The 23071-nt window shown below is 59.6% G+C and carries 26 protein-coding genes and 4 pseudogenes; 13 read left to right on the top strand and 17 right to left on the bottom strand.

What is annotated here, in order from left to right:
• Positions 1-4 precede the first annotated feature (4 nt).
• The 3 genes from N554_RS39830 (at position 5) to N554_RS0111360 (ending at position 1438) form a co-directional block, all read left to right on the top strand.
• Positions 5-286, top strand: coding sequence for a hypothetical protein (locus N554_RS39830; protein WP_156041897.1), 282 nt, complete (start codon positions 5-7; stop codon positions 284-286).
• Complete coding sequence (locus tag N554_RS0111365) at positions 268-753, top strand: Rid family hydrolase (RefSeq protein ID WP_036052939.1); 486 nt, start codon at positions 268-270, stop codon at positions 751-753. Before N554_RS39830 ends, N554_RS0111365 begins: the two co-directional genes overlap by 19 nt.
• Before the next feature lie 61 nt (positions 754-814).
• The gene (locus N554_RS0111360) at positions 815-1438 is read left to right on the top strand and encodes a hydrolase (protein WP_029583576.1); all 624 of its coding nucleotides are present in this window, start codon (positions 815-817) and stop codon (positions 1436-1438) included.
• A gap of 42 nt (positions 1439-1480) precedes the next feature.
• On the opposite strand, the pseudogene N554_RS42680 reads toward N554_RS0111360, so the two are convergent.
• Both N554_RS42680 and N554_RS0111355 read right to left on the bottom strand, forming a co-directional pair.
• Positions 1481-1699 (bottom strand): annotated as a pseudogene (locus N554_RS42680) (helix-turn-helix domain-containing protein); the annotation flags it as partial.
• Positions 1700-1867: 168 nt separating this feature from the next.
• A complete protein-coding gene (locus N554_RS0111355; RefSeq protein WP_029583575.1) occupies positions 1868-2128 on the bottom strand; it encodes a hypothetical protein in 261 nt (86 codons plus the stop codon).
• Between the two features lie 356 nt (positions 2129-2484).
• On the opposite strand from N554_RS0111355, the gene N554_RS0111350 reads away from it, so the two are divergent.
• From N554_RS0111350 to N554_RS39825, 3 genes are all read left to right on the top strand, one after another.
• A complete protein-coding gene (locus tag N554_RS0111350; protein ID WP_029583574.1) occupies positions 2485-2949 on the top strand; it encodes a nuclear transport factor 2 family protein in 465 nt (154 codons plus the stop codon).
• A 759-nt stretch (positions 2950-3708) separates the two neighbouring features.
• Positions 3709-3870, top strand: coding sequence for a zinc finger domain-containing protein (locus N554_RS42960; RefSeq protein WP_371259477.1), 162 nt, complete (start codon positions 3709-3711; stop codon positions 3868-3870).
• Between the two features lie 244 nt (positions 3871-4114).
• On the top strand, positions 4115-4477 hold the full coding sequence (locus N554_RS39825; RefSeq protein WP_156041896.1) for a hypothetical protein: 363 nt from the start codon (positions 4115-4117) through the stop codon (positions 4475-4477).
• A 4-nt stretch (positions 4478-4481) separates the two neighbouring features.
• Here the strand turns inward: N554_RS39825 and N554_RS35695 are convergent.
• The 4 genes and pseudogenes from N554_RS35695 to N554_RS0111320 all read right to left on the bottom strand — a co-directional run bounded on the left by N554_RS35695 (position 4482) and on the right by N554_RS0111320 (position 7164).
• Positions 4482-5136: pseudogene (locus N554_RS35695) on the bottom strand (DsbA family protein).
• A 280-nt stretch (positions 5137-5416) separates the two neighbouring features.
• The gene (locus N554_RS39820; RefSeq protein WP_156041895.1) at positions 5417-5650 is read right to left on the bottom strand and encodes a hypothetical protein; all 234 of its coding nucleotides are present in this window, start codon (positions 5648-5650) and stop codon (positions 5417-5419) included.
• A 314-nt stretch (positions 5651-5964) separates the two neighbouring features.
• A complete protein-coding gene (locus N554_RS0111325) occupies positions 5965-6204 on the bottom strand; it encodes a hypothetical protein (RefSeq protein WP_156041894.1) in 240 nt (79 codons plus the stop codon).
• A 258-nt stretch (positions 6205-6462) separates the two neighbouring features.
• On the bottom strand, positions 6463-7164 hold the full coding sequence (locus tag N554_RS0111320) for a Crp/Fnr family transcriptional regulator (protein WP_051677446.1): 702 nt from the start codon (positions 7162-7164) through the stop codon (positions 6463-6465).
• 89 nt (positions 7165-7253) lie between these two features.
• Here N554_RS0111320 and N554_RS0111315 point away from each other — a divergent pair, with 89 nt between their 5' ends.
• Positions 7254-7514: a hypothetical protein gene (locus tag N554_RS0111315; RefSeq protein ID WP_156041893.1), complete on the top strand. Its 261-nt coding sequence runs from the start codon at positions 7254-7256 to the stop codon at positions 7512-7514.
• A 640-nt stretch (positions 7515-8154) separates the two neighbouring features.
• Positions 8155-8958 carry a DUF5677 domain-containing protein gene (locus N554_RS0111305; RefSeq protein ID WP_371259476.1) on the top strand — a complete coding sequence of 268 codons (804 nt, stop codon included), beginning with the start codon at positions 8155-8157 and terminating at the stop codon, positions 8956-8958.
• A gap of 10 nt (positions 8959-8968) precedes the next feature.
• Here the strand turns inward: N554_RS0111305 and N554_RS42955 are convergent.
• Positions 8969-9049 (bottom strand): annotated as a pseudogene (locus N554_RS42955) (DNA ligase); the annotation flags it as partial.
• 214 nt (positions 9050-9263) lie between these two features.
• Positions 9264-10502, bottom strand: coding sequence for an MFS transporter (locus N554_RS0111295; RefSeq protein ID WP_029583566.1), 1239 nt, complete (start codon positions 10500-10502; stop codon positions 9264-9266).
• A 121-nt stretch (positions 10503-10623) separates the two neighbouring features.
• Here N554_RS0111295 and N554_RS0111290 point away from each other — a divergent pair, with 121 nt between their 5' ends.
• The gene (locus tag N554_RS0111290; protein WP_029583565.1) at positions 10624-10830 is read left to right on the top strand and encodes a hypothetical protein; all 207 of its coding nucleotides are present in this window, start codon (positions 10624-10626) and stop codon (positions 10828-10830) included.
• 547 nt (positions 10831-11377) lie between these two features.
• On the opposite strand, the gene N554_RS0111280 is transcribed toward N554_RS0111290, so the two are convergent.
• The 6 genes and pseudogenes from N554_RS0111280 to N554_RS0111255 all read right to left on the bottom strand — a co-directional run bounded on the left by N554_RS0111280 (position 11378) and on the right by N554_RS0111255 (position 14560).
• Positions 11378-11566, bottom strand: coding sequence for a hypothetical protein (locus N554_RS0111280; RefSeq protein ID WP_029583564.1), 189 nt, complete (start codon positions 11564-11566; stop codon positions 11378-11380).
• Positions 11567-11569: 3 nt separating this feature from the next.
• Complete coding sequence (locus tag N554_RS35690) at positions 11570-11734, bottom strand: hypothetical protein (protein WP_156041892.1); 165 nt, start codon at positions 11732-11734, stop codon at positions 11570-11572.
• A gap of 233 nt (positions 11735-11967) precedes the next feature.
• Complete coding sequence (locus tag N554_RS42950; RefSeq protein WP_029583563.1) at positions 11968-12210, bottom strand: DUF6894 family protein; 243 nt, start codon at positions 12208-12210, stop codon at positions 11968-11970.
• A gap of 109 nt (positions 12211-12319) precedes the next feature.
• A pseudogene (locus N554_RS0111265) lies at positions 12320-12646 on the bottom strand (hypothetical protein); the annotation flags it as partial.
• 312 nt (positions 12647-12958) lie between these two features.
• Positions 12959-13378 (bottom strand): HIRAN domain-containing protein, encoded by a 420-nt coding sequence (locus N554_RS0111260; RefSeq protein WP_029583561.1) that lies wholly within the window; start codon positions 13376-13378, stop codon positions 12959-12961.
• A gap of 273 nt (positions 13379-13651) precedes the next feature.
• Positions 13652-14560 (bottom strand): hypothetical protein, encoded by a 909-nt coding sequence (locus tag N554_RS0111255; protein ID WP_156041891.1) that lies wholly within the window; start codon positions 14558-14560, stop codon positions 13652-13654.
• A 755-nt stretch (positions 14561-15315) separates the two neighbouring features.
• Here N554_RS0111255 and purM point away from each other — a divergent pair.
• The 3 genes from purM to N554_RS35685 are packed head-to-tail and all read left to right on the top strand — an operon-like array spanning position 15316 to position 18084.
• Positions 15316-16389: a phosphoribosylformylglycinamidine cyclo-ligase gene (gene purM, locus N554_RS0111245; protein WP_029583559.1), complete on the top strand. Its 1074-nt coding sequence runs from the start codon at positions 15316-15318 to the stop codon at positions 16387-16389.
• A gap of 4 nt (positions 16390-16393) precedes the next feature.
• Positions 16394-17047 (top strand): phosphoribosylglycinamide formyltransferase, encoded by a 654-nt coding sequence (purN, locus tag N554_RS0111240; RefSeq protein ID WP_029583558.1) that lies wholly within the window; start codon positions 16394-16396, stop codon positions 17045-17047.
• Between the two features lie 35 nt (positions 17048-17082).
• Positions 17083-18084: a ketopantoate reductase family protein gene (locus N554_RS35685; RefSeq protein WP_081851227.1), complete on the top strand. Its 1002-nt coding sequence runs from the start codon at positions 17083-17085 to the stop codon at positions 18082-18084.
• On the opposite strand, the gene N554_RS0111230 is transcribed toward N554_RS35685, so the two are convergent.
• On the bottom strand, positions 18081-18284 hold the full coding sequence (locus N554_RS0111230; RefSeq protein ID WP_029583557.1) for a cold-shock protein: 204 nt from the start codon (positions 18282-18284) through the stop codon (positions 18081-18083). The two genes, N554_RS35685 and N554_RS0111230, sit on opposite strands and share 4 nt — an antisense overlap.
• 372 nt (positions 18285-18656) lie before the next feature.
• On the opposite strand from N554_RS0111230, the gene N554_RS0111225 reads away from it, so the two are divergent.
• On the top strand, positions 18657-19778 hold the full coding sequence (locus N554_RS0111225) for an autotransporter outer membrane beta-barrel domain-containing protein (protein WP_029583556.1): 1122 nt from the start codon (positions 18657-18659) through the stop codon (positions 19776-19778).
• Positions 19779-19867: 89 nt separating this feature from the next.
• On the opposite strand, the gene rnd is transcribed toward N554_RS0111225, so the two are convergent.
• A complete protein-coding gene (gene rnd / locus N554_RS0111220; protein ID WP_029583555.1) occupies positions 19868-21016 on the bottom strand; it encodes a ribonuclease D in 1149 nt (382 codons plus the stop codon).
• Positions 21017-21417: 401 nt separating this feature from the next.
• On the bottom strand, positions 21418-22896 hold the full coding sequence (locus tag N554_RS0111210) for a protein adenylyltransferase SelO (protein WP_029583554.1): 1479 nt from the start codon (positions 22894-22896) through the stop codon (positions 21418-21420).
• Between the last annotated feature and the right edge of the window lie 175 nt (positions 22897-23071).

The following is a 23071-nucleotide window of genomic DNA, read 5'->3' as shown; positions in this document are numbered from 1 at the left end:
CGTCATGGTCAAGGACGGCGGCGCGTTGGCGCGCGCAACCTCGATTGGTCCAAGGGCGGCAACGGGAGTCTCTGCAGATGCGGCTGGTGGCATTCCTCGCTACGGCATCACGCGGCGCGGCGGCAATAACGATCGTCTATCGACTCTATGGCGAGAGGTGATTTCCCTCGCCGGCGTTGCAAGGTCATTCTTCAAAGCATCTCGTACTGAAACTTTCAGTGCCGCCACCGAGACGCGATGCCAGATTGAGAAGCCAGGAGGCTGGATATGCAAAGCAACGACGTAAACGCAGCCGCAGTGAATGGTAAAGAGGCCGCCTATTTCGGTGTGCCGTGGGAAGATGCTTCCGGATACGCACAGGCGATCAAGGTTGGTGACACTATCTATGTCTCCGGCCAGCTCAGCCACGACGAGAAGGGGAACCTGATCGCGCCCGCTTCTCTCGATGAATCCGGCAAGCCGGCCGAGTTCTCGATGATGGAACAGCAGATGCGGGCGACCTACGCCAATGCCGTCAAGCTTTTGGCGCGCTTCGGGGCAACGCTGGACAACGTCGTCGAGGATACGCTCTATGTCCTCGATGTGGATTCGGCGTTTGCCGTCCTAGGCAAGGTGCGCAAGGAAGCCTACGGCACCGCGCGCCCTCAGTGCGCCAGCAATCTGATCGGTGTGACGAGACTGGCCTTTCCTGAACAGCTCATCGAAATCACCTTCAAGGCTATAATGTCGGGAGCAGAAGCGAAGCCGCGGTGATAAATCCCCGATGTCTGGAGTTAACGAAATCATGACACAAGGACCTGGAACCGCGAGGGCAATGCCCGACATCCTGATCGAGCCGAAGGATTGCGCCTTGGTGCTGGTCGATCAGCAAGCCGGACTTGCTTTCGGCGTGGGATCGATCGACCGCCAAATGCTTCTGAACAACGTGATCGCTCTAGCGCGCACTGCCACCGTTTTCGGCATGCCGATCGTGGCGTCCACGTCCGCCACCAAGGTCTACAGCGGTCCCCTGATGCCCACGATTCACGCCGCGATTCCCGAAGTGGTCGCGATCGACCGCCGCAACATGAACATGTGGGAGGACGACGCTGCGCGCGGCGCGATCGTGGCGACCGGACGGCGGAAGCTGATCTTTTCGGGGCTGTTGACGGAAGCGTGCGTGACTTTTCCGGTGCTTTCCGCTCGCGCGGCGGGGTATGAGGTACACGTCGTCGGCGACGCTTGCGGCGGGCTCACTCCGGTCAGTCACGATCTGGCGATGCGACGGATGGAAGCGGCGGGGGCGAAGCCGACGTCGTGGATCCAGGTCCTTCTGGAACTCCAGCGCGACTGGACCCGGCATGAGACCTATGACGGGGCGCGAGCAATCGTGGAGGCTCACGGCGGCGGATACGGTATCGGCCTGGCCTATGCACGGGATATGATCAAGCCCGCGTAAGAAACGCGCCGATTGTCCATCGGAGTTGTTCCTGCGCCACGTGCCCGGGCTGCAGCCCACGCTGCGCGAGAAAACGCGCGTGAAGTAACTTTGATCCCCGAAACCGCAAATCAGCGCGGTATCGGCAAGCGGAAGCTTGGTTGTCAGCATCACCCGCTTGGCTTCCTCGACCCTAAAGTCGGAAAGATATTTGTGCGGAGCCACACCGGTGGTTTTCTTGAAGGCGCGCGCGAAATGACTGGCCGTGAGTCGGCACGACAGGCATTAGCGAGCCGCGAGAGATCGCGGAGATGGCCGTGGTCCGAATTGGCCTACGGTAAGGCCGCCTCAGTTGGCGGCCTCTTCATTCCGAACGTCACCTGTTGGCACTTTTCGGACCTAGCGCGATGTCTGACTTGAGTCCGTAATGCGCCTCAAAGCAGACGTCGACTACGCGAACAGCTCCGCCCCGGCTTGCGTGAACGACAGGTAAGCGCCGGACGGATGCATGGTGAGCCAGCCGTGCGCGATAGCCGCTTTAACCGCCGAGCCATATTCCTCGTAGCTGCCGCCAGCATTCCGAAATTGCGTGTTGATGACGGCGACCGACAGGCGACCGGCGTGATCGGCTTCGACCGCGTTCGCCAGCTCAAGCAGTTTGCGCTCGGCGGCGTCGGGCGTAGGGAAGGGGCGTTCCTCTTTGAATTTCACTTTCCAAGCATCCTATCGAATCTGGCGAGCGCCTCTGCGCCAGGCCTCGGCATATCGATTAGAACGCAGAGTCGCTATAGCTGATCAGAACAGCTAACAGGTGATCCCGCCTGTTCTTCTGCAAGTGCGATAGCGCCAAGGTTCTTGGAAGCTACTGCGGCCAGTCCAGTGCAAGACCACTGCGGACAAGCCACTCCCCGAGATCAACCCCATTTACCGAACACGTGGCAACCGTGCAGGAAACCACGCTAGCAGACGCAGCATCACGCGCGGTCTTCCACGGGCTAAAGCGGGCACTCGACAAAAAAGAGTGTGACTGCAAGACTGCCTTCATAACCAGAACAATGGAGGAAACCATGGATATCGAGCGTCGTAAGCTGGCCTTGCCGGCGCTTGCGCTTGCACTCCTGAGCGTGGTTCCGGTGAGCGTGATCCCGGCCTTCGGGGCTTCGGCGGATGAAGATGCCGTCGCGAAGAATGTAGAGGCATTCCGTGCGGCTCAATTCGCCGCCGACGCCAAAGCACTCGACGCGCTCTGCGCGGCGGAATTGAGCTACAGCCACTCCGATGGCAAGCTCGAGGACAAGGCGATGTTTATCGCCAATGCCACCAGCGGAAAATCGAAGTTTTTGTCGTTAGAGTACAAAGACACCAATATTCGTGTCGTCGGCCCGGCAGCGGTCGTGCGTTTCCACTGGGTGGGCGAAAGTGAGGCCGTCGCCGATGGCAAGAAAAGTGCCACCAATCTCCACATCCTGATGAACTGGCAAAAACAGGGCGCGGACTGGAAACTTCTGTCCCGAGCAGCAACCAAGCTCTGATCGTGTGATCGTTTCGCTCGTCGCAATGACGGGGTAACTTACGCTTGGATTTTTTTCTGAGAGGCCGTCACCGCGATGGTGGCTTTCTGCTGGCCTGTCGTTGCGCCTTACGTCTGGGTGCATCCGGACGAGGAGCGATAAGAACGCGCAGCCGCTCTGGCAATGAAGCGTGGCAAGAGCGTCGATTTCACCGGGTACTGGCAAAAGAAGCGCCCCAACACGGGGGCGAGTTGAGGCCCGGTTTAGTTTCCGTGCCGGTGCTGATCGGCACAGTCCAGGACCTGCCAACCTAAAAACCGTTCCCGGCCCGTTGAACCCTTGCACGCTCTGCGCAGACACAACGGTACTGGGGGATTGTAATTTCCAGTTCGGTGACTGAGAGTGTTGGGCCGCCCCCGCCTGGTCAAACAGCGGTGCATCACATGCCTGAATCTTATAGTCGCCCCGAGCCATCGCTACTTCCGATCGAGCCGCCTCGTTGCCCCAAGTGTCACGACCACATGATGCTGGCACGAATCGAATATGGTCCCAACAGTTCCAATGTGCGAACGTTCGAATGCCCGCGCTGCGACCATGTGCAAAAAATGCTGGTCGAGTACCTGTTAAAGTCAGTGAACACCGGCTGGATAGCAGGCGGGCTCAAGCCGCCGAATTGAGACGCATTGATCAAGATCAATGTGCCATGTGATTTAACGATCGCATTTGATCGCGCTGCACTGCATCCAAGGCGGTAACTAGCGGGGAAGAAAACTTATTCAAATGAAAGAGCCAGCCGCGAATCCGATTGAGCATAAATGTCCGGCATGCAATGGCACTGGCTATCCCGTGGTAACGCAGCCAGTGCAGCCAGGCCGCAAAATCTATCCTGCACCGTGCACCAAATGCGGTGGTAAGGGGCGGATAACAGAGGCCGCCAACTGAGGCCCTTAATTTCTGTAGGACGCGATCGATCTCGTGTTCAGCAATCCTGATTGCCGAGGCCCGGCTTATCGGAGTCACACCGCTCGGAACAGGCCGGATTGCGAGATCATTTCGGCTTACGTTCCAGTCGGATTATCAAGCGTGCTCCGCTCCGAAGCTCTATGTCGTGACCATCAACTAGCTGCTTTGCCCACTCGATTGCGTCGGGATCGTTATCGCAGGAGAACGCTCGGGAGTTGATGAAATGCCCATCGTCGCCGATGGTGTACACACGGTAATCTGCCATTCCCACCTTTCCACCCGACTCTCTTTGGTCCGTGGTGGTATTCCAATTCCCTTCATTGAAATCAATGCGGCGTCTGGTCCCGGACTCAGATTCAATTTAGGCCGCTCCATGCTGGCGAAACCGCCGAGCAGAAGACGCGCGACCGAATACCTGCACGCCAGCCGCGCGGCTGCGATCTGGTTAATCCTTGGCGACGAAGGAGTTTGCACGATCCACACCGACAGCAAGACCACCAGCAATGGCTGCTCTAGTGGGATCACCAGTGCTATCGCGGCTCGATGGTGGATCGCCGCCATTCTTCAAAGGAACAGATCGAGGTGACAGTTCAGTTCTTCAGCAGTTGTTTGATCTGCCTGTCGAACTCTTGGAACGAGATTGCGCCTTTGATCCTCTCACCATTGATGAAGAAGGTCGGCGTCGCATTGACCTTCAGCACCTCGTGGGCGAACTTTTCATCGGCGGATAGCTTGTCGAAAAGAGCCTGATCCGTGATACAGGTCTCGACCGAGTGTTCGCTCGTGCCAGCCTGCTTACCGATCCGCTTCAGGGTTGCCATGGTCTTCACTACCCACTCATCCTGCTCTTTGAACAGCATGTCGATCACGGCGAAATATTTTCCGGCATCGTCCTTGGCGATGCAGCGCGCCAGCACCGAGGCCACTGCGGCCTTGATGTCGAGCGGGAATTCCCCGGAACACGTAACGCACCTTGCCCGTGTCAATATATTCCGATTTGATCTTCGGAAACACGTTTGCGTTGAATGCCGCGCAATGTGAACAACTCATCGATGCGTATTCGGTGATCGTTACCGAGGCGTTGGCGGGACCGAGCGCCATCTCCGGCAGCGATACTGGCTTGGCGACGTCGGACGCGCTTTGCGCCATCGCGTCTGCGATCAGGCGCAGCGGTGAGAACCCGGCGAGAGCGGCAAGCCCGATCAGCGACAGGGCGCTGGTAAAGACGCGGCGGGTGATGAACATCAGCCTGCTCCGAAATTCGGCGCTGGTCCACACGCACAAGCAAGAATCCAACGGTCAGAGGCTGCGTGCCCTCCGCATTCCAGCAAGGTCTTTCTAGACAGCGCGGTGGAGGCATCCATCGTGCACACCATCTCCAATGAATAGCTCAAATCGCGGCGAACAGATGTGAGCAGGTTCACATGGCGGCTGAAATGCCGATCATGCAGGAGCCTGCCGACTCCTGACACAGATCGGAACGGTGACATTCTGTTTCGCTGCTCGGAAAATGCCTAGACAGTGACTAATGGTCGCGAAGACGCGACACGATCAACTTCGTAATCGCTTCATAATCAAGTTTCGGAGTGGAGAGATCGCGTACAGCTTGCGCAGCTTCGGATTGCACGCGATCCAATCCGCAGCCAAATGAGACTGGCAGGGCGAGCATTTTCTCAGGGTCATCCCAAACTAGCGTCACAGTTGACCGCTTGCGGAGGAGATCGTGCGTCAGAGTCGCAACGCTCATTGATTCTGGCATCTATCCCTCCTGTTGTTTTCGAGTTTACAACATGGGAATAATCATGGTGCTTTGGGGTCATAACGCCAATTTGTGGAAGGATCGCGTTGAGTTGGGGAATGGTGGGGCGGCTCTGCGGCAAAATCGTGGGATTCTCTCTGTTTTGCGCCGCCCTGTAGCTGCTCCCAGCGAGGGTCATTTCGGGGCGGGACTGATGACGTGCAATCAAAACAGGCGACTGCGTAATCCACAGTAGGCTACGCGCGATCGAAACAGGCCATTACCCACTTCTCGGTCCGGCCGAATTAGGCCACTCGCGAAATCAAAGTAGGCCACTAATCGGAGGGAGGTTTTGGCTTCACCTTTTTAAGAGCCTTGTCGATAGCCCACACAACAAAGGTCTCGGCGAAGTCCCGTGTTTTAGTGCTGCCGGATTGGACGGTCTTTTCGTCCAGGCGGACCGTCCACTTCCAAGAGTCCGACCCGGAGCCTTGGACGATCGTGTAATGCTTTCCTCGATATTCCATGATGAACCAATCGGCGGTGCCCATATGGGTAATTAGAGAAAGAATCATCCTCGCCGTCTGCCCAGTTTGTAACACTGGAACTCATCAGAATCGCGACGCGCCCCAGCGTTCGCCGCTGCGGTCGCTACCCGGTAATACCGTCCAGCGGTGATGGCATCCTCAAGATCGGCCGGAAGCTCGGTATCGGCACCAGCGTCGTGCAGCGCGTTTTCAAGCAAGAGCCGCGGCCATCATGATAGGATGCGGCGGACTCGTGTACGCGGCGTCGTTGGTGTGTCGGCTACGACGCCGAAATCCGGTGGTCGATCAGCTCACCGACGTCTGCTCCCGCAAGGTCTCATAGCATTCGCAGGACAAGGCTTTGACCGCTTCGCGATCGATGATCTTAATGACGCCACGGGAATAGCTGATTGCACCTGCCGCCTGTATTTTATGGGCCACCTCGGTAACTGACGTGCGCCGAACGCCGAGCATCTCGGCGAGGAATTTCTGCGTGAGTTGGATGTTGTCACTCTCGGTTCGGTCGCGGGTTTGCAGCAGCCATCGGCAGAACCGCGCCTCGATCCGATGCAGGGCATTACATGCCGCGCCGATCCGCGCCTGTGTGAGCAACTCCTCGCTACAGCGTACACAAAGATCGGCAATGGCTTTGCTTGAGGATGCTGCCTTCCTCAATTCGGTCGAGGCGATCTTTCTGGCGAACATCGGCATTTGGGCGATGGCTCTCACCTGCCATTTACAGGGGGCAATTCCGGACATAGCGCCGACGGCGCCCTCGCGCCCCACGGTGCCGGTCTCGATGGCCTTGCCATCGCGCATGACGACCAGCAGCGAGACCGCGCCGGATAACGGGAAATAAGCGTGATCGACTTCGACACCGGGCTCGGCAAGGACGGCACCTTGTGCGAGTTGCACAGACGAGAGATGCGGAATTAGGAGCTGGAAGTCTTCGCGCGGAAGCGACGCCAGCAACTTATTGGTGCGCGGTCCCGGATCAATGCTGTGCACAGCGCAAGCCCCCGCGCGGTTTATTGGACATTGGTGACGCCCTCGAAGGAGCGTGGGCGTAATTCACCCCGGGTGATGAGATCGCGATCGTGCAGGGCAAAGTTGAGAGGCGTGCCGTCTGCGTGGCGGCGAGCGTCGGGATGGTGCTGAACACCTCGACGATAACGGGCGCCCCGGTCATCGCGGGCGTCGGCGATGTCGATGGGCCACCGCTGGCGGCATCCCCACGCTCACAACGCGGCCCAGGGGCGACATCGGCGATCTGGGGCATCAAATCAGCACAGCGATTAGCCGGGATCGCCGCTGCTGTTGCGGTCGTCGGAATGCTGCTGGTGGTCGATCGTTACTGAGGGGAGTGGGGGTGGTCGTCGAACGGACTTTCGTCCGTCGTACTTCTCTGCGAGGTCCAACAACCTGCGCTTGGTGAAGGGATCGGCGTTGCTGGCGATATTGCGGAGGCGCGCCGCGTGCTCTTTGAAATAGTCTTCGTTCATAAATTAACCTGAGATTTTATTCAAAGTGACAATATACTCCAGTTTCGCAAGTTGAGTATTTTTTTGTGACCTAATGGTTAAGCGTACCGACACCCGCGCGATCGAGGGCGCGACGCCTGCGAAGATGCCGGGCTTCATCAAGCCCCAACTGGCTAACGATAAGGGTGGTGACCGATTGTAACCCACCCGTATCAGCGACACGGCCCGGAAGCGGACATGCCCGCTGAGGCAAGGTCTACTGGACGCCTTGGCAACACCATCAGGCGCGGCGCCGACCGACATTCGCCGTCACCCTGTGTTTTCGCAGTTGCATTGAGTTGCACGACCACGACTGTTAGCCGCAAACCCGCCGCTGTGCCGGCGCGAGCGTATCGCGGCAATTCTGGGATCAAGAGGCAGGATGAGCGAATCAAAAACCGCATTCCCCACGATTGATGAGGTTGCTGTCGATCCGGCCGAGATGGCGGGCTACACTCGCGAATGGGATTTCATGGTGTTGGCCTCAGAGCTGCTGCGGGAAGCTACATCCTACGTCTGCGTGGCGGCGTGCACGCTCGGACCGGCACCGGCATGGACGCGCGATCAGGCGGCCGTAGGTGGCAACATGGTTCGGCTGTTCAAACTGCTCTCGGCATTTCTCGACCAGACCGTACAAAAACGGGCTGACACGAGCACGATCATCAGCCGGCTGGCGTTTGAGACCATCGTCAATGCGCGGTATTTGATCGCGAACTTCTCCCCGGAACAGGTTGACTCGTTCGTCCGCCACTCGCTGAGGCACGAGCGCAGGTTATGGGACACCATCCAGGCCAACGTTGCGCAGCGAGGGGGAGAAATGCTTCACATCGAGCAGCGCATGGTCAAATCGATCAGCCGAGCGGCGCGAATTGCCGGCATCGAGCTTGACAGTGTTGACCTGAAGAACAGGGCTGCCTGGGGCGGGAAAGACCTCCGTCAGAAGGCGGAAGCAGTCGGCTTAGACAGGGCGTATCTCGCCATGTTCGGCGGCATGTCACACAATGTGCATGGCGCCTGGCACGATCTTTATCAGTATCACCTGGAGGAGGACGGAAATGGCGCATTCACGCCGAAGCTCGAATGGGGCCGCCCGCGCCCGCAGCCGCTGTTCATGCTCGGCCTTCTTGCAGTGGATGCGGTCCACGATTTTTTTGGTTTCATAGGCGGTGACACAGCCCTGGATCAGTTTAGCGAAAAGCTGGTTGGGCTGAAAGTTCGGCTACACGCAGCGAACGACGGTCATGAAGCCTACCTCGTTGGGAAGACGTGGCCCGAGATCTAAAAAGCGTACCCTACAGATCTTCCCGCAGGCCCTCGAAGAACGGATGGCGCAATTTGCCTTCGGCTGACTTGGTGCGATATTCGATTTCCGCCCCCATGCGTCGCCCGCGATCTTTCTAAAACGGTTGGTCCCGTCGTTACCGCGCCGGAGGCAGGGTCTATCGGACACGGCACCGCCAACTCTGGTGGGTGAGAAGCGCGACGGGGCAGCTACCCATGGCCGTCGGCGGTTATCGATGGCCCGAGTTCAAGTGCTCCAGATGCAGGATGCCAAGGTCTATCGACTTGACGATCATCGAGCAGCGATTAGCCAGCAGGGAAACGTGAGCGTCCTCGCAAGGCGCCGTCGCTGAGGAGCGACATTGTGAATACTCCAACGCCGCCGAGCGCGAACAATGTGCCGACCCATCCGGTCGACGTCCAACCATAGCCCGCAGCAATAGTGAGGCCGCCGACCCAGGCTCCTAGCGCGTTTGCGACGTTGAATGCGGAATGGTTGAGGGCGGCTGCAAGCGTCTGCGCGTCAGCAGCGACGTCCATTAGCCGAGTCTGCAACGCCGGCACATGGGCAAAACCTGTTCCAATCAACAGCACGTTGATCACGGCAAGCCAAGCATGGCCAGCGGTGAAGATCAGGAGACCGAGCACGATTGCGTTCCAGATGAGAACGCCACCGATCGTGGGCAGCAGGGCGCTATCAGCGAGACGTGAACCGACAACGTTGCCGATAATCATCCCTGTACCGAACACGCAAAGCACGAAGGGCACGATGCTTTCGCGAATGCCGGCGACATCGACGAGCATCGGCGTGATATAGCTGTACACGGCGAACATGCCGCCCGACCCGATCGCGCCGATGCCCAAGGTCAGCCAGACTTGCAGGCGACGGAGAGCGCCAAGCTCGCGGAGGGGGCTGGCGTCGGCGTCGGTTGAAACCGCCGGAATGAAGCGCCATATCAACAGAATTGCCAGGCTACCAATGGCGCCGACGGCGGCGAAGGCTGCCCGCCATCCCAGGGTCTGCCCGAATGAGGTGGCCAGAGGCACACCCAGTAGAGTTGCGACCGTGAGGCCCAGCATCACGCGGCCAACAGCGCGGGCGCGCTGGTTCGGTTGCGCCATATCGGCGGCAACGAGCGATGCTACGCCGAAATAGGCTCCGTGCGGCAACCCGGTTAGAAACCGCAGCACGACGAGCCAGCCATAATCGGAAGCGAGCGCGCTCGCGAAATTGCCGGCTGCAAAGGCAATCATCAACGCAAGAAGCAACATTCGCCGCGGCAGCTTCGCGGCCAGAACTGCAATTACTGGCGCGCCGACCACCACACCGAGCGCATATGCGCTGATAACGTGCCCCGCCAATGGGATCGACACGCCGATGTCGCCGGCAACATCGGGCAGCAGCCCCATTATGCCGAACTCGCCCGTACCGATGCCGAAGCCACCGACGGCCAACGCGAGCCCCGCCAAGTGCACCTGACGTGTTGATCCAGACGCAGACTTACTCGGCGAGTGGCCGGGTGGTTTGAGCGCAACAGGTGCCATGAGAACGTCGCCAGCAACAGAAGAACAACAAGAAGGCGAGCCGCGTGCTCTCAATGCCTACCGCATTGCAAAATAATCCTTCGCAGGTGCAAAATTAGGCGGGTTACAGGAATGTGATCTCGTGAATTTCGCCGGCAATCGGTGCATCCCAGCGAAATGGCGCTTTGACCGGATTAGACCGGAGTTTCCGCCGTGGCGCGAGGCGGTGACGGTCGGCGTCACGGCGGCGACCAGCGTCGTGGTGATGAACGCGACGAGGATCACAGCGGAAGGCATCAGCCCAACCTCGGGGACGACGGCCGCGCGCCACGGCGGTGACGATGCTTAATTTGAAAATGAGAACATACGGGGTGCACAAAATGGTCTTAATTTATATCACCCTTCGGACATAGCGCGGGTGTAGCCTTTGCCCATCACCGCACCGTACCCGGCTGCTATCGGTGACTGAGAGTATTGCGCTCCCGCCTGATCCAAACAGGGAAGGAGGGGCCATGCTCCGCTCCATCTCACATCCCCATACATTCCAGGAACGATTGGCCGAACAGAAGGCGCGCCTTGAACAAAGGGCGCACCAGTTAAAGCCAGGGCCAGAGCGAGATGAACTTCTCAAGAAGGTCGGGCAAATCGACACTGCCACGCATGTCAATGAGTGGCTGAATTCCGGCCTCCAACCGCCGCGATAGCGGGCGGCGAACGTTTGATTGTCCGTAAGGCCGCCTCAGTTGACGACATTGATAGCCGTCAATGTGCACGGCGATTTGACGATTATGTTCGGTAGAGCATTAGCCGAGCGGTCCCGAGGGGGACGCTGTTCCGGTCCTTGTTAGGGGTCCTGCATCATCCTCTCCGGACCCCGCCTCAGTTGGCGGCCTCTTTCATTCTGGACGCTGCAAGCGTTTCTTTTTCGGTGCCAGCGCCTTGTCGATCGCGCGCTCCGCCAGCTTGACGCCGGCCGGGCGGCTGACCGCCATGCCTGATCGGCACTGCCCTTCAATTTCGGCGGACCATTTCCATTTGCCGCTGATGGTGAGGATCACGCTGTACTGCTTGCCGCGATATTCCATCGGTCACGCCGCCGCCTTATCTTCCTTGTCGGCGCCGCGCATGACGATCTTGAGCAGGTCGTCCGGCAACGGGCGCTGCAACGTTTTTGCTTCGTCCCATGGCGGGCGCATCCAGACGTCACGCTCCTCGTTCGTCGTCAAGATCACCGGCATAGCTTGGGGGTGCATAAGGGCCCTCGCGGGTGCCCTGATCGCGCTGTCCCTGTGCCGTCATCGTCATCGTTGCTGCCGCACTATTCAGCACACAATAATGCAAACTGAGGCGGAGTCCGGAGAGGGAGCCCGGACCCCTCACATTTACCGAGTGCCGGAACAGCGCCTCCCTCATGGCCGCTCGGTAAATGCTGTGCCTAAAAAACACATGCCGAAAAATGCTCCGCCGACTGAGGAGCCTTACTTATTCAGTTCAAAGGCCTCGGCAGAACCGCTGCGATCGGTACCGTGCAGAGTTCTCGCCCCGCCTCATCTGCGATCACGAGAGCCTCGGGGATCTCTCGCCTACCACTCTTGATCGCTTCGGCCAAAAGTTCACGCAAAGCTAGTAGCGCCTCGCGCTGGGCCGCGGAAAAATCCGGTAAGTCTGTTCCTTCCTCATCAGGGGTTAGTTCGTTGCCTACACGGAGGTGAAAATAAAATCGTCCCATGGTGAACTTCCCGTGTTCAGGATGGAACGCTATCCCACGGCGAGCATCAGCTTGAGCTGTCTACCTTTACAGGTATCCTGTGCGGTACGTGGCTCTACGGAGAACAATTAGGGTAGCCCCGAACCTGCGAACAATCCTTGCAGCGCATGTAGCGATCCAATTCATGGATGGGTGTCGCCTTCGGTCGACGGACGATATTCAGCGCGACCGTTTGGTGCGTGTTGCAGCCAAGGCATTTGACTTCGAGATACAGGTAGCCGGCGTTCAGCGCGTCACCCAGTGCCGGGGAGGGCTGGGCCGGTCCCTGAAAGCCGAGCATGCGCTTGTTCCAGGCCTCGCAGGCGAGCTGATCGGCTGCTTTCCGCGCTTCGGCCGCGCGCTCCGCCGATGCCCTGACCGATGCGCCGTAGATCGTCTCGCGTGACTTGGTGCCCATGCCGCGCAGAATGCGCCCGGCCGGGCGGTACCGGCAAGCCGCTACGGATTGCGTGTTGTCGACGCAGTTCCACAAGCCGTTTGCTGAAACCGCCGTGCCGGTCATGCCGGAAAGGCCCCGCCGGTCCACATGATCAAGCTGACCGAGACGCTGGAGATCACGCCGTACAAGGGGGCGCATCCGGATGAGGAGAGATGAACGCGATGCTTACTGCTCCAATGGACATCTAAAAAATTGGCCGGCCTGAAGTGACGTCAGAGGTCCATCGGGCGGAAGCGCGTGAACATGCACAAGCTCTCAATATCAACTAGGTTAGGGCTTTGCCCGCAGACGGGCCTTCGTGCTATTCCCCGGAGGAGCCAAGACGATCACCTTGAAATCGAGGAAGCCATCTTTGCCCTCGTAGATCGAGTACAATTCGGCAGCAACAGCGATTCCCTTCGATACCAAATCGCTGGTAATCTCTGCCGCAACGTCTCGATCCAGATAACCTATGTGCCACTGGCCGATGCTGCGGCTAAACCAGCCCTTCTGCTCCGCTACTCCAATAACTGCGATGGCATTGGTATCGTGCGGGTTATCCGGGCGGTGCTCAAGCTGAACACCATATACTAAACCCTTTACTTCGGCCCTTCGCGCTGCACGCGCAAAGGCGATAGCATTTGCTTTCCGATGATGAACACCGACGATGCTTTCGGCGAGCGTGGTTTGCACCCATTTGCCATCAGGCATATGTCGATCTTGCGCGTAGCGCACCTTTTGTGCCCCCCAACTGACGGTAAGGATGCTAGTCGCCCAAGGGCATCCTTGGGAAGTCGGTTATTTCTGAGCGCCTCGCTTGGGAGTTGGCAGAAGGAGGCCTATGCGACAGCCGGTGCCGGTCGGGTATGTCGATAAGTCGGGGCAATTCACTCCCGCGAGATCACGCCTTACAAGTGGTTGCACCCGGATGAGGAGCGGTGAGGGCGGCCGTTCACGCCAGCGGACCAGGTCCGCTGCCAAACGTCAGCCGAGGAAAGGCACCGCTCGCCCGACTTGGTCGTACACACCGTATCCGAATCTAACGTGGCGGGCCTTTTGGTCTTCCGGGGGGAGTTCAACGACGTAAATTTCCATGCCTGCGATACGTTGGGTAAATTTCGAGCTCATGTGCACGATCATCATCTGGAAATAACTCAGCATAGCTTTGGCAACTTCGTCCATGAGGTTCGAAACCGAACACCGTGGCAGCTTGCTCTTTCGGAAATTCAGCTCGATCGTCGGCGGGGCGACGGTGCCGTCTAGCTCCATTGCGAAATCCCGAACCGTCACCCCTGGCAGTTGATGTTCAAGACTGTCGCGCATGTTCAGGATGAGCACCAAAGTTGGCTTAATGCTCGCCACAAATTTCGAAAATTGGTCATCCTTCCCATAGTTTGCTTCCGCGATCTCTTGAAGTTTATCCCAATTGCTCGCTGCTGGATAAAACAAACGAACGATCGATAGCATCGCCTTGCCGAAGTGGTGCGCCCTTTGAGCAAATGTCTTACAATGACTCTCGACGTGTCCGACGGACGGAAGTCCGATTGATCTCGCCTGCTGCTTCGCTTGCGTGTGGTGTTCGACGGCAGCATTTTCCATGCTAGTGAACTCCCTCAGCGATTGGTCCATCGCACTGAACTCTTTGAGAGCTTCGATGGTCAAGGACATCGCAACGTTGACATCGACGATAGTGAAGCCTTCTCGGAATAGTGCCTTTCCTTGCAGCAGCGTCTTGCACAGCGCATCGGAGCTGGTTCCATAATCGAAAAGTTTGCGGCGGACGTTATGAGGCAAATCGGGGTTCGTCCGCTTTGGATCAATTTGATCGGCAAGTTGAACCTCATAAGTGCATTTCTCAGTAATCACCAACATACGATCCTTCAACGACAACATGTCCTTTATCGGGGTGCCGTCGTCTGGGTTATCCAATTGGACAGAGCCCGCTGCGTCTCGAACGTGCATGAAAGGGTGCTTGGTTTTCCCAGCCGCCACGACCGATCTTTCAAGGTTTTAACGGGAGCCCGACGCATCCCCGTCGAGTTCTTTGAGAACGCGTTCCATCGCCGCCATCACCGGACGAACCTGCGGTTGGGAGATTACGATCCAGACATCTTCGTTTTCGTCCCAGGCTTGCCGACGCCGGATAACAAGGTCGCCGGGCGGGGTTGGCATACACGGCGATCGCGTCTTGCTGTTTCACCATCACTGAGACGGTGTCATTCCACTTGAAGTCAGAACTGTCGTCGTCGGTCATGATCTTCCTCCTGCGAATCGGGCGGTCAGGGAAGATGACACGGAACTCTAGCGGCGATCCCGCGGATCGGAGCTTCTCCCGCTCTTCACAGGTCAGCGCACGCTGCTAAGGCCTTAGCCAAGGCCGGCACCGAAGCGCTCGCCAGATATGACCGAAAGCGTGGGAATGACCGCTGCCCAAATCTGCAAAATGATGCCCCGGGTGATGCCCCGGGGCTTTTTTGTGCGTCAAATCGCCCCATGAGAACGGGCAGTAAGTGCCCGTCCTCATTGAAGAAATGGCCTGTGCGGAAAGCTAAGTGGATGAATTTACATAGTATATGCGCGTGGCGCTTGCGAGCCATTGCACGCTGGCGGAATCCGACGTAACCAGCCGCCATCATCTGGAATCGGGCATGATCGACCGCAAAAACGGGCTCACTTACGCGGATTCGGGCGTCGATATCGATGCCGGCAATCATCTGGTCAATCTGATCAAGCCGATGGTTCGCGCCACCGCCCGCGCCGGTGCCGACGCCGAGATCGGCGGGTTCGGCGGGTTGTTCGATCTGAAGGCCGCTGGATTCAAGGACCCGGTTCTGGTCGCGGCCACCGACGGCGTCGGCACCAAGGTCAAGATCGCGATCGAGACCGGCCTGCACGGCGGCATCGGGGTGGACCTGGTGGCAATGTCGGTGAACGATCTGGTGGTTCAGGGCGCAGAACCGCTGTTCTTTCTGGATTATTTCGCCTGCGGCAAACTCGATCCGGAAGCCGCCGCAGCCATCGTCGCCGGAATAGCAGAGGGCTGCCGCGAATCCGGATGCGCGCTGATCGGCGGCGAAACCGCGGAAATGCCCGGTCTCTACAAGGATGGCGACTACGACCTTGCGGGCTTTGCAGTGGGTGCGGCCGAGCGCGGCACGCTGTTGCCGCGCCCCGACATCGCTGTTGGCGACGCAGTGCTCGGCCTGGCCTCGTCGGGCGTTCACTCCAACGGATTTTCGCTGGTCCGCAAGATCGTTGAAAGGTCCGGCCTCGGCTTCGATGCGCAGGCGCCATTTTCGCCGGTCATGACGCTGGGTGGCGCACTGCTGACGCCGACGCGGCTCTATGTAAGATCATGTCTGCGCGCGATCCACGAGACCGGCGCGGTCAAGGGTCTCGCTCACATCACCGGCGGCGGCTTCACCGACAATATTCCGCGCGTGCTGCCAAAGCATCTCGGCGTCGGGATCGATTTGGCGCGTCTTCCCGTGCTGCCGGTCTTCAAGTGGTTGGCAGAGCAGGGGGGCATCGCCGAACTCGAGCTGCTGCGCACCTTCAACTGCGGCATCGGCATGATCGCGATCGTGAAATCAGATGCAATCGAACAGGTCACCGGCATTCTCACCGAAGGCGGCGAGGGCGTGACGCTCCTGGGCGAGGTGATCCCAGCTTCGGATGAGCATCGGGTGGTCTATAACGGTCATCTCGATCTCACATGGTGAGGCCATGAAGCGCCGTGTCGCAATCCTGATTTCCGGGCGCGGATCGAACATGGCCGCCCTGATCCGGGCTGCGGCGGCAGAGGACTTCCCGGCCAAAATCGTCGTTGTGATATCCAACCGCGCCGATGCCGGCGGCCTCGAAAAAGCAAGGGCAAGCGGCATTCCGACGGCCACCATCGAAAGCAAGTCATTCGGCAAGGATCGCGCAGCTTTCGAGACGGCTTTGCAATCCGCCCTGGACGAACACAAGGTCGACCTGATTTGTCTGGGGGGCTTCATGCGGTTGTTCACCACCGGATTCGTACAACGCTGGTACGGCCGGATGCTCAACATTCATCCCTCATTGTTGCCATCGTTTCCCGGGCTCGATCCCCATGGCCAGGCGCTAAAGGCAGGCGTGAAAATATCCGGCGCTACCGTCCATTTCGTCATTCCTGAAACCGACGCCGGTCCTATTCTGATGCAGGGGGCGGTTGCGGTTCGCGATGACGATACGCCGGACGCACTGGCGGCGCGGATCCTTGAGGTCGAGCACCGCATCTATCCCGACGCGCTGCGGCTGGTCGCCGGTGGTCGAATTCGGCTCGACGGCGATACCTGCAAGACGGCCGGCAGCGCCGCTTCCGATGCTACCTTGATCTCGCCCGCGGCAGGCTAGCTGCGCGCGTCGGGTTTGCATGCACGGAGAGTAAAATGGCGAAAGTCGCGGTTGTCGGCTGTGGGGCGATGGGGTCGGTCTATGCGGCGCTGATGGTCGACGCCGGTCACGAGGTTCACGCCGTCACGCTTTGGCCTGACCATGCCGAGGCGATGGCTTCCAAGGGCCTGCGTTGTGAAGGTGCAAGTGGCGACCGCACCGTGCCCATTCACGCTTCCACGACGACGGACGGAATAGGCCGCTGCGATCTCGTCATCATTGCCACGAAAGCCTTCGACGTCGAGGCGGCGGCGCGTTCCTGTCTTTCGCTGCTTGGTCCGGAGACGATCGTCCAGACCATCCAGAACGGCTTGGGATCGCCGGAGATCGCAGCGCCGATACTTGGCGCTGATCGTCTTGCCGTGGGCGTTGTCGGCGGTTTCGGCGCTTCGATACGCGCGCCGGGCCATGCTCATCACAATGGAATGGAGATGATCCGGTTCGGCGCATATGCCGGGCTGCCGAAGCAGCTTCTGCAAGCCTCGGCCAAAATCTGGGAGCAGGCCGGCTTCAAGGTCGCCCTGTTCGACGATATCAAGCAGATGGTCTGGGAAAAACTGATCATGAACGTCGCCTTCTCCGGGACGTCCTGCACGACCGGGCTGACGGTCGGCGAGATCCTCGGCGACGCGGATGCCTGGAGCGTGGCCCGTGGCTGCGCGGAGGAAGCCATCGCCGTGGCGAAAGCCTCCGACGTCAGGCTGAACGTCGGTGATCCCATCGAGCACATCCGCAAACTGGGCGGCAAGATTCCCGACGCACGTCCGTCGATGCTGCTGGATTATAATGCCGGCCGCCGATGCGAGGTGGACGCCATCAACGGCGCGATTCCTCGTTTGGGCAAGCCGCTCGGAGTGGCGACAACGAGACGGTCGTCGGCATCATCAGGGCGCGCGAACGCCGGATGCTCGCATAGTCCTGGAACGAACGCTCAAAAAAATCCCCGGCGAGGGCCGGGGGGCATCAGGATTGCTTGCGCGGATCGTGACGAAGCTTAAGAGACCTTCAGATTTTCCGCGGAGGTTTTGCCGCGATTTTCCACAAGGTCATATTCGATAACTTGATTTTCGTTGAGGGTTGAGAGCCCGGCACGCTCGACCGCCGAGATATGGACGAACACGTCCTTATCGCCGGCCATCGGCTTGATGAACCCATAACCCTTGGTCGGGTTGAACCACTTGACGGTGCCTTTCTGCATCGCCTGTCTCCTGGTCTAGACGTAAAAAAGACGCGGCCACGCTCTTCGCGTGCCACGCCACAAACGGGCTTCCGGATGTCTGCTCAATTTCTTAGTCGCGAAACGCACAGTCGATCGGCCTAGATCCGATTGCACCTGATATTGCAACACGAATCTTGCTTGTTAGCAAGCTTCCGCCGCGGCGGAGATAGCGGAGCGCGTTATCAACTCGCCCCTCATGACCTGTGGCACCGGAACAACAGGCTCGGCTATTCGCCCTTTGCGAAGGACCAAGACCGATTGACGCTTCCTCAGGACTGGGAGCAAATCGACCCCGGCCGATGCAGATTTTGCAGTTTTGTCGGGCTGGCGCTCCCTTTGGAAATGGCATTCATGTACTGCTCATCGCGGCCTTCGCGAGCAAAGCAGATCGGTACCGGCCGCAGGCTTGTAAGGTCCATAGCAATCGTTCTTGTCCTGATCCTGGCCGTAGCCGGCACGTCGTCAGCACAGGCACAAGCGCTGCCAACGCCTACGCCTAATCCGACGCCGACCGCCATCAACTCCGGTCTGTCGGCCGGCTCGGCCCTGACCAACCTCGGCAGCAATTTCCTTGAGCGCCTTGGCAATCAGGCGAGCCACGGGTTCGGCAGCGCCTTGCGGAATAATCCGGGCGGTGGCGGCGCCTCGGAAGCCACAGACGCGCCGCGTTTCCGGGCCTGGGGCGACGCCTATGGAATTTCGGCAAGGGCCGGCGCGCAAGGCGATTTCGTCGGCGACCGGCGTCAGACCTGGGGCGGGGTCGCCGGCGTCGGCGCACAGGTTGCGCCGGGCGTCAATATCGGCATTTCGGTCGACCAGAGCCGCACCTCAATCGACGTTCCGCTGGCGTTGCAGTCGGCGACGCTAGACTTGACCCAACTCGGCGTCAACGCCTCGGTCGATAGGGGTCCGTGGACCTGGGCGATCGCGCTGGTGCATGGTTTCGGAAAAATCAATTCGAGCCGCGACACCGGGTTTGGTATCGCCAGCGCCGGATACAACGGCCGCACCGACGGCGCGCTGACCGAGCTCAGCTATTACTGGAGCATAGACCAGAGCCGCATCGTGCCGAAGGCGGCGTTCGAATATGTGCGCGCTGCGACCGGATCGTTACGCGAGTTCGGCGGTCTCGACCCGGTGATGGCGAGCGGTGCAACCGCGGAGCGTTCGCGGATCCTGATGGGCGCGGAAATCGGGCACTACTGGATCTTCGATCGAAAGATTTTCGATCTTTCCGCCTACGGCAAGTTCGTCGACAACGTCTCGCAGAATTTCAGTTCGATCACGGTGAGCCTCGGTACCGAGAGCATCACGGTGCAGGGCATCGGCGAAAGCAGATATGGCGCGGATGCCGGCGCGTCGGCGTCGCTCAGCCTGACCAATACGGCGCGACTCTATCTCAACTATGACGCCAAGTTTCGCGCCGTGCTGCAGTCGCACCAGGGCACGCTCGGCGTCGAGTTGAAGTGGTAGATTCAGCGTAGAACGTAGAGCCTTTTCCGTTTCGATAGAATGACGCGTTTTCTTGGCGCGAACCCGGCGCCACTTCGCTTGAAAACGCTCTAGTTTCGGTCGACCCCGACCACCCGGCCTTTTTCGATCGCGAGCGCCAGCTGGCCATGTTTCAGCGACAGCGCCGCCTCGCCGAACAACTCGCGGCGCCAGCCGTGCAGTGCGGCTACATCGGCATTATCGTCGGCCGCAATTTGCTCGAGATCGTCGACGGTTGCGATCACCTTGCTGGCGACGGCGTGCCGCTCCGACGTCATCCGCAGCAGAACTTTCAAAAGCTCCACGATCGCCGCGCCGTTTGAATTGCCGCGCGGCTTTTCGATTTTCGGCAGCGTCGCGGGATCGCGCGCGATGCCGCGCTGCACGGCGGCCACGATGTCGACGCCCCATTTCGAACGGTCAAAACCCTTCGGCAGCGAGCGCAAATTGGCCAGCCGTTCGAGGCTGGTCGGCGCATGGGTGGCGATGTCGCCGACCGCATCGTCCTTGAGAACGCGGCTGCGCGGAACGTCGCGGCTTTGCGCCTCCTGCTCGCGCCACGCCGCGACCTCGATCAACACCGCAAGCTCCTTCGGCTTGCGTACCCGCGTCTTCAGTCGCTCCCATGCCCGTTCCGGATGAAAGTCATAGGTCTTTGGCGAGGTCAGAACCTCCATCTCCTCGCTCACCCAGTCGCTGCGCCCGCGCTTTTTGAGATCGGCATCGAGCGCGGTGAACACATCGCGCAAATGGGTGACGTCGGAGACCGCGTAGTGCACTTGTTCTTCGCTCAGGGGCCGACGCGACCAATCGGTGAAGCGGTGGGTCTTGTCCGGCCGATGGCCGGTGATGCGCTCGACCAGCTGGTCGTAGGCAATGGAATCGCCGTAGCCGAGGACCATGGCCGCGACCTGGGTATCGAAGATCGGGTGCGGAACGATGTTTGCCTGATGCCAGACGATTTCGATGTCCTGACGGGCGGCGTGAAAGACCTTCAGTACCTTCTCGTTGCCCATCAGCTCAAAGAATGGTCTGAGGTCGATGCCTTCGGCCAGCGTATCGACCACGACCGCTTCCTCCGCGCTCGCCATTTGCACGACGCAGAGCAGGGGATAGTAGGTCGTTTCACGCAAAAATTCCGTGTCGACGGTGATGACCGGGTGTTTCGCGAGGCGGGCGCAGGCGGCAGCGAGTTCCGAAGTGGTGGTAATCAGATTCATGAATGGTCCATAGCGCTTCTGAAACGGCGTTCTGCCGAAAGCGCTGATATGTCAAGGGGGGTCTTGAGGCGAATTCGAGCCTTGCATTTCCGCCTGACAGCGACTTTTCGCTTGGACTCAAGCCACCGGCCCGCGCTGCTCGCCCGGCTCGATTTCGGTCGTTAAGGAGATCGACCCGTCAGTAATCGCCAATACGCCGGGCAGGCGGCCGCCGCGAAGGGACGGCAAGCACGACGACACAAAGCGCGAGCATCGCAAGTCCCAAGAATTCAAAAACCAACGCGTCCACGGCAATTCCCCCCAACAAACCGATAGATTTGTCGGTGAGCAATTGAACCTTTGTTAATTCCTCGCGGCGGGGGCGAACTGGCTGGCCAAATGTTGAACGGAAGGTTAACGATTCACGTCCCGCAAAACGTCTGCAGCACCCGCTGGTGCGGTTCGGGCGGCTCCGCATAGGCTGCCAACGCCGGCTGGTCTTCGTACGGCTTCGACAGCACCGTCAGAAGCTCCTCGAAAGGTGCGAAGTCGTCGCGATTCACGGCCGCGTCGATGACCGCTTCGATCCGGTGATTCCTCGGAATGAAGCCAGGATTGACCGATCGCATCGCGGTCTGCCGGGCGGCGGGATCTTGCGGCTCCTCGCTGATCCGTTGCCGCCAGCGTACCGCCCATTCGTCATAGGCGGTGGGATCGGCGAACAATTGCCGGACCTCGCTATCATCAGCCGGGGCGAGCGCGGCGTCGCTCAAACGCCGGAAAGTGAGGGTGAAGTCGGCGTGGTTCTTGGCCATTGCGTCCAGCAGGTCTTGCGCGAGCGCCTGATCGCCGTCGCGCGCCGTGAACAGTCCAAGCTTCTCTCGCAATCCCGCCTGATAAGAGGCGTTGAAGCTCTCAGCGAAGTCGCCGAGCGCCGCCTGCGCCTGTTCGATGGCCTTGCCCTGCTCATCAGCAAGCAGCGGCAACAGGCATTCCGCGAAACGCGTCAGGTTCCAGAGCGCGATCCGCGGCTGGTTGGCGTAGGCGTAGCGGCCCATCTCGTCGATCGAGCTGAATACCATCGCCGGGTCGTAGTGATCCATAAAGGCGCACGGACCGTAATCGATGGTCTCGCCGGATATCGAGGTGTTGTCGGTGTTCATGACGCCGTGGATGAAACCGACCAGCAGCCAGCGCGCGACCAGATCGGCCTGCCGTGCGATCACGCCTTCCAGCAACGCATGGTAGGGACGCTCGGCATTCGCCAGATGCGGATAGTGCCGGCCGATCACATGATCCGCCAGCCTCCGCACGCCGTCGGTATCGCCGCGCGCCGCAAAATACTGGAAGGTTCCAACGCGAATGTGGCTGGAGGCGACGCGGGTGAGGACGGCGCCCGGCAACGGCGTCTCGCGCAATACGCTCTCGCCGGTCATGACTGCGGCGAGCGATCGCGTGGTTGGAATGCCAAGCACTGCCATCGCCTCGCTGACGATATATTCGCGCAGCACCGGACCGAGCGCCGCACGGCCGTCGCCGCGGCGCGAAAACGGTGTCGGGCCGGAACCTTTCAATTGAATGTCGCGGCGGACGCCATCCGCGTCGATCACCTCGCCGAGCAGGATGGCCCGGCCGTCGCCGAGCTGCGGAACGAAATGGCCGAACTGGTGGCCGGCATAGGCCATCGCAATCGGGTCCGCGCCTTCCGGAATGCGTTTACCGGCAAGGATCTCGGTTCCCTCAGGGCTACTAAGCCGATCCGGATCAAGGCCAAGGTGCACCGCCAGCGGCCGGTTCAATTTGATCAGTCTCGGCGCAGTGACCGGCGTCGGCGAAACCCGCGCGAAAAAGTTCGCCGGCAGCGCCGCATAGGTGTGCTCGAAGGGGAAATGGACCGTCATAATACCAAGATAGGCATCGCCCGGGATTAGACAATTGGCTCGTGCTCCGGTTGCCCAGGGGGCGCATTGTTTTTCCGCCAGTTTTTCGGATTTTTCGTCATTTTCTAAGGGCAGGTTTAGGCCGCATTCGGTTGCCGCGCTGGTTCGCGTCGGCTAAACCCTCACCTTCTTTGCG

This window comes from Bradyrhizobium sp. URHD0069 (assembly GCF_000701345.1).
GTDB lineage: Bacteria > Pseudomonadota > Alphaproteobacteria > Rhizobiales > Xanthobacteraceae > Bradyrhizobium.
Note: the sequence above shows the minus strand (reverse complement) of the source record. Positions and strands in the feature narration are given on the sequence as shown.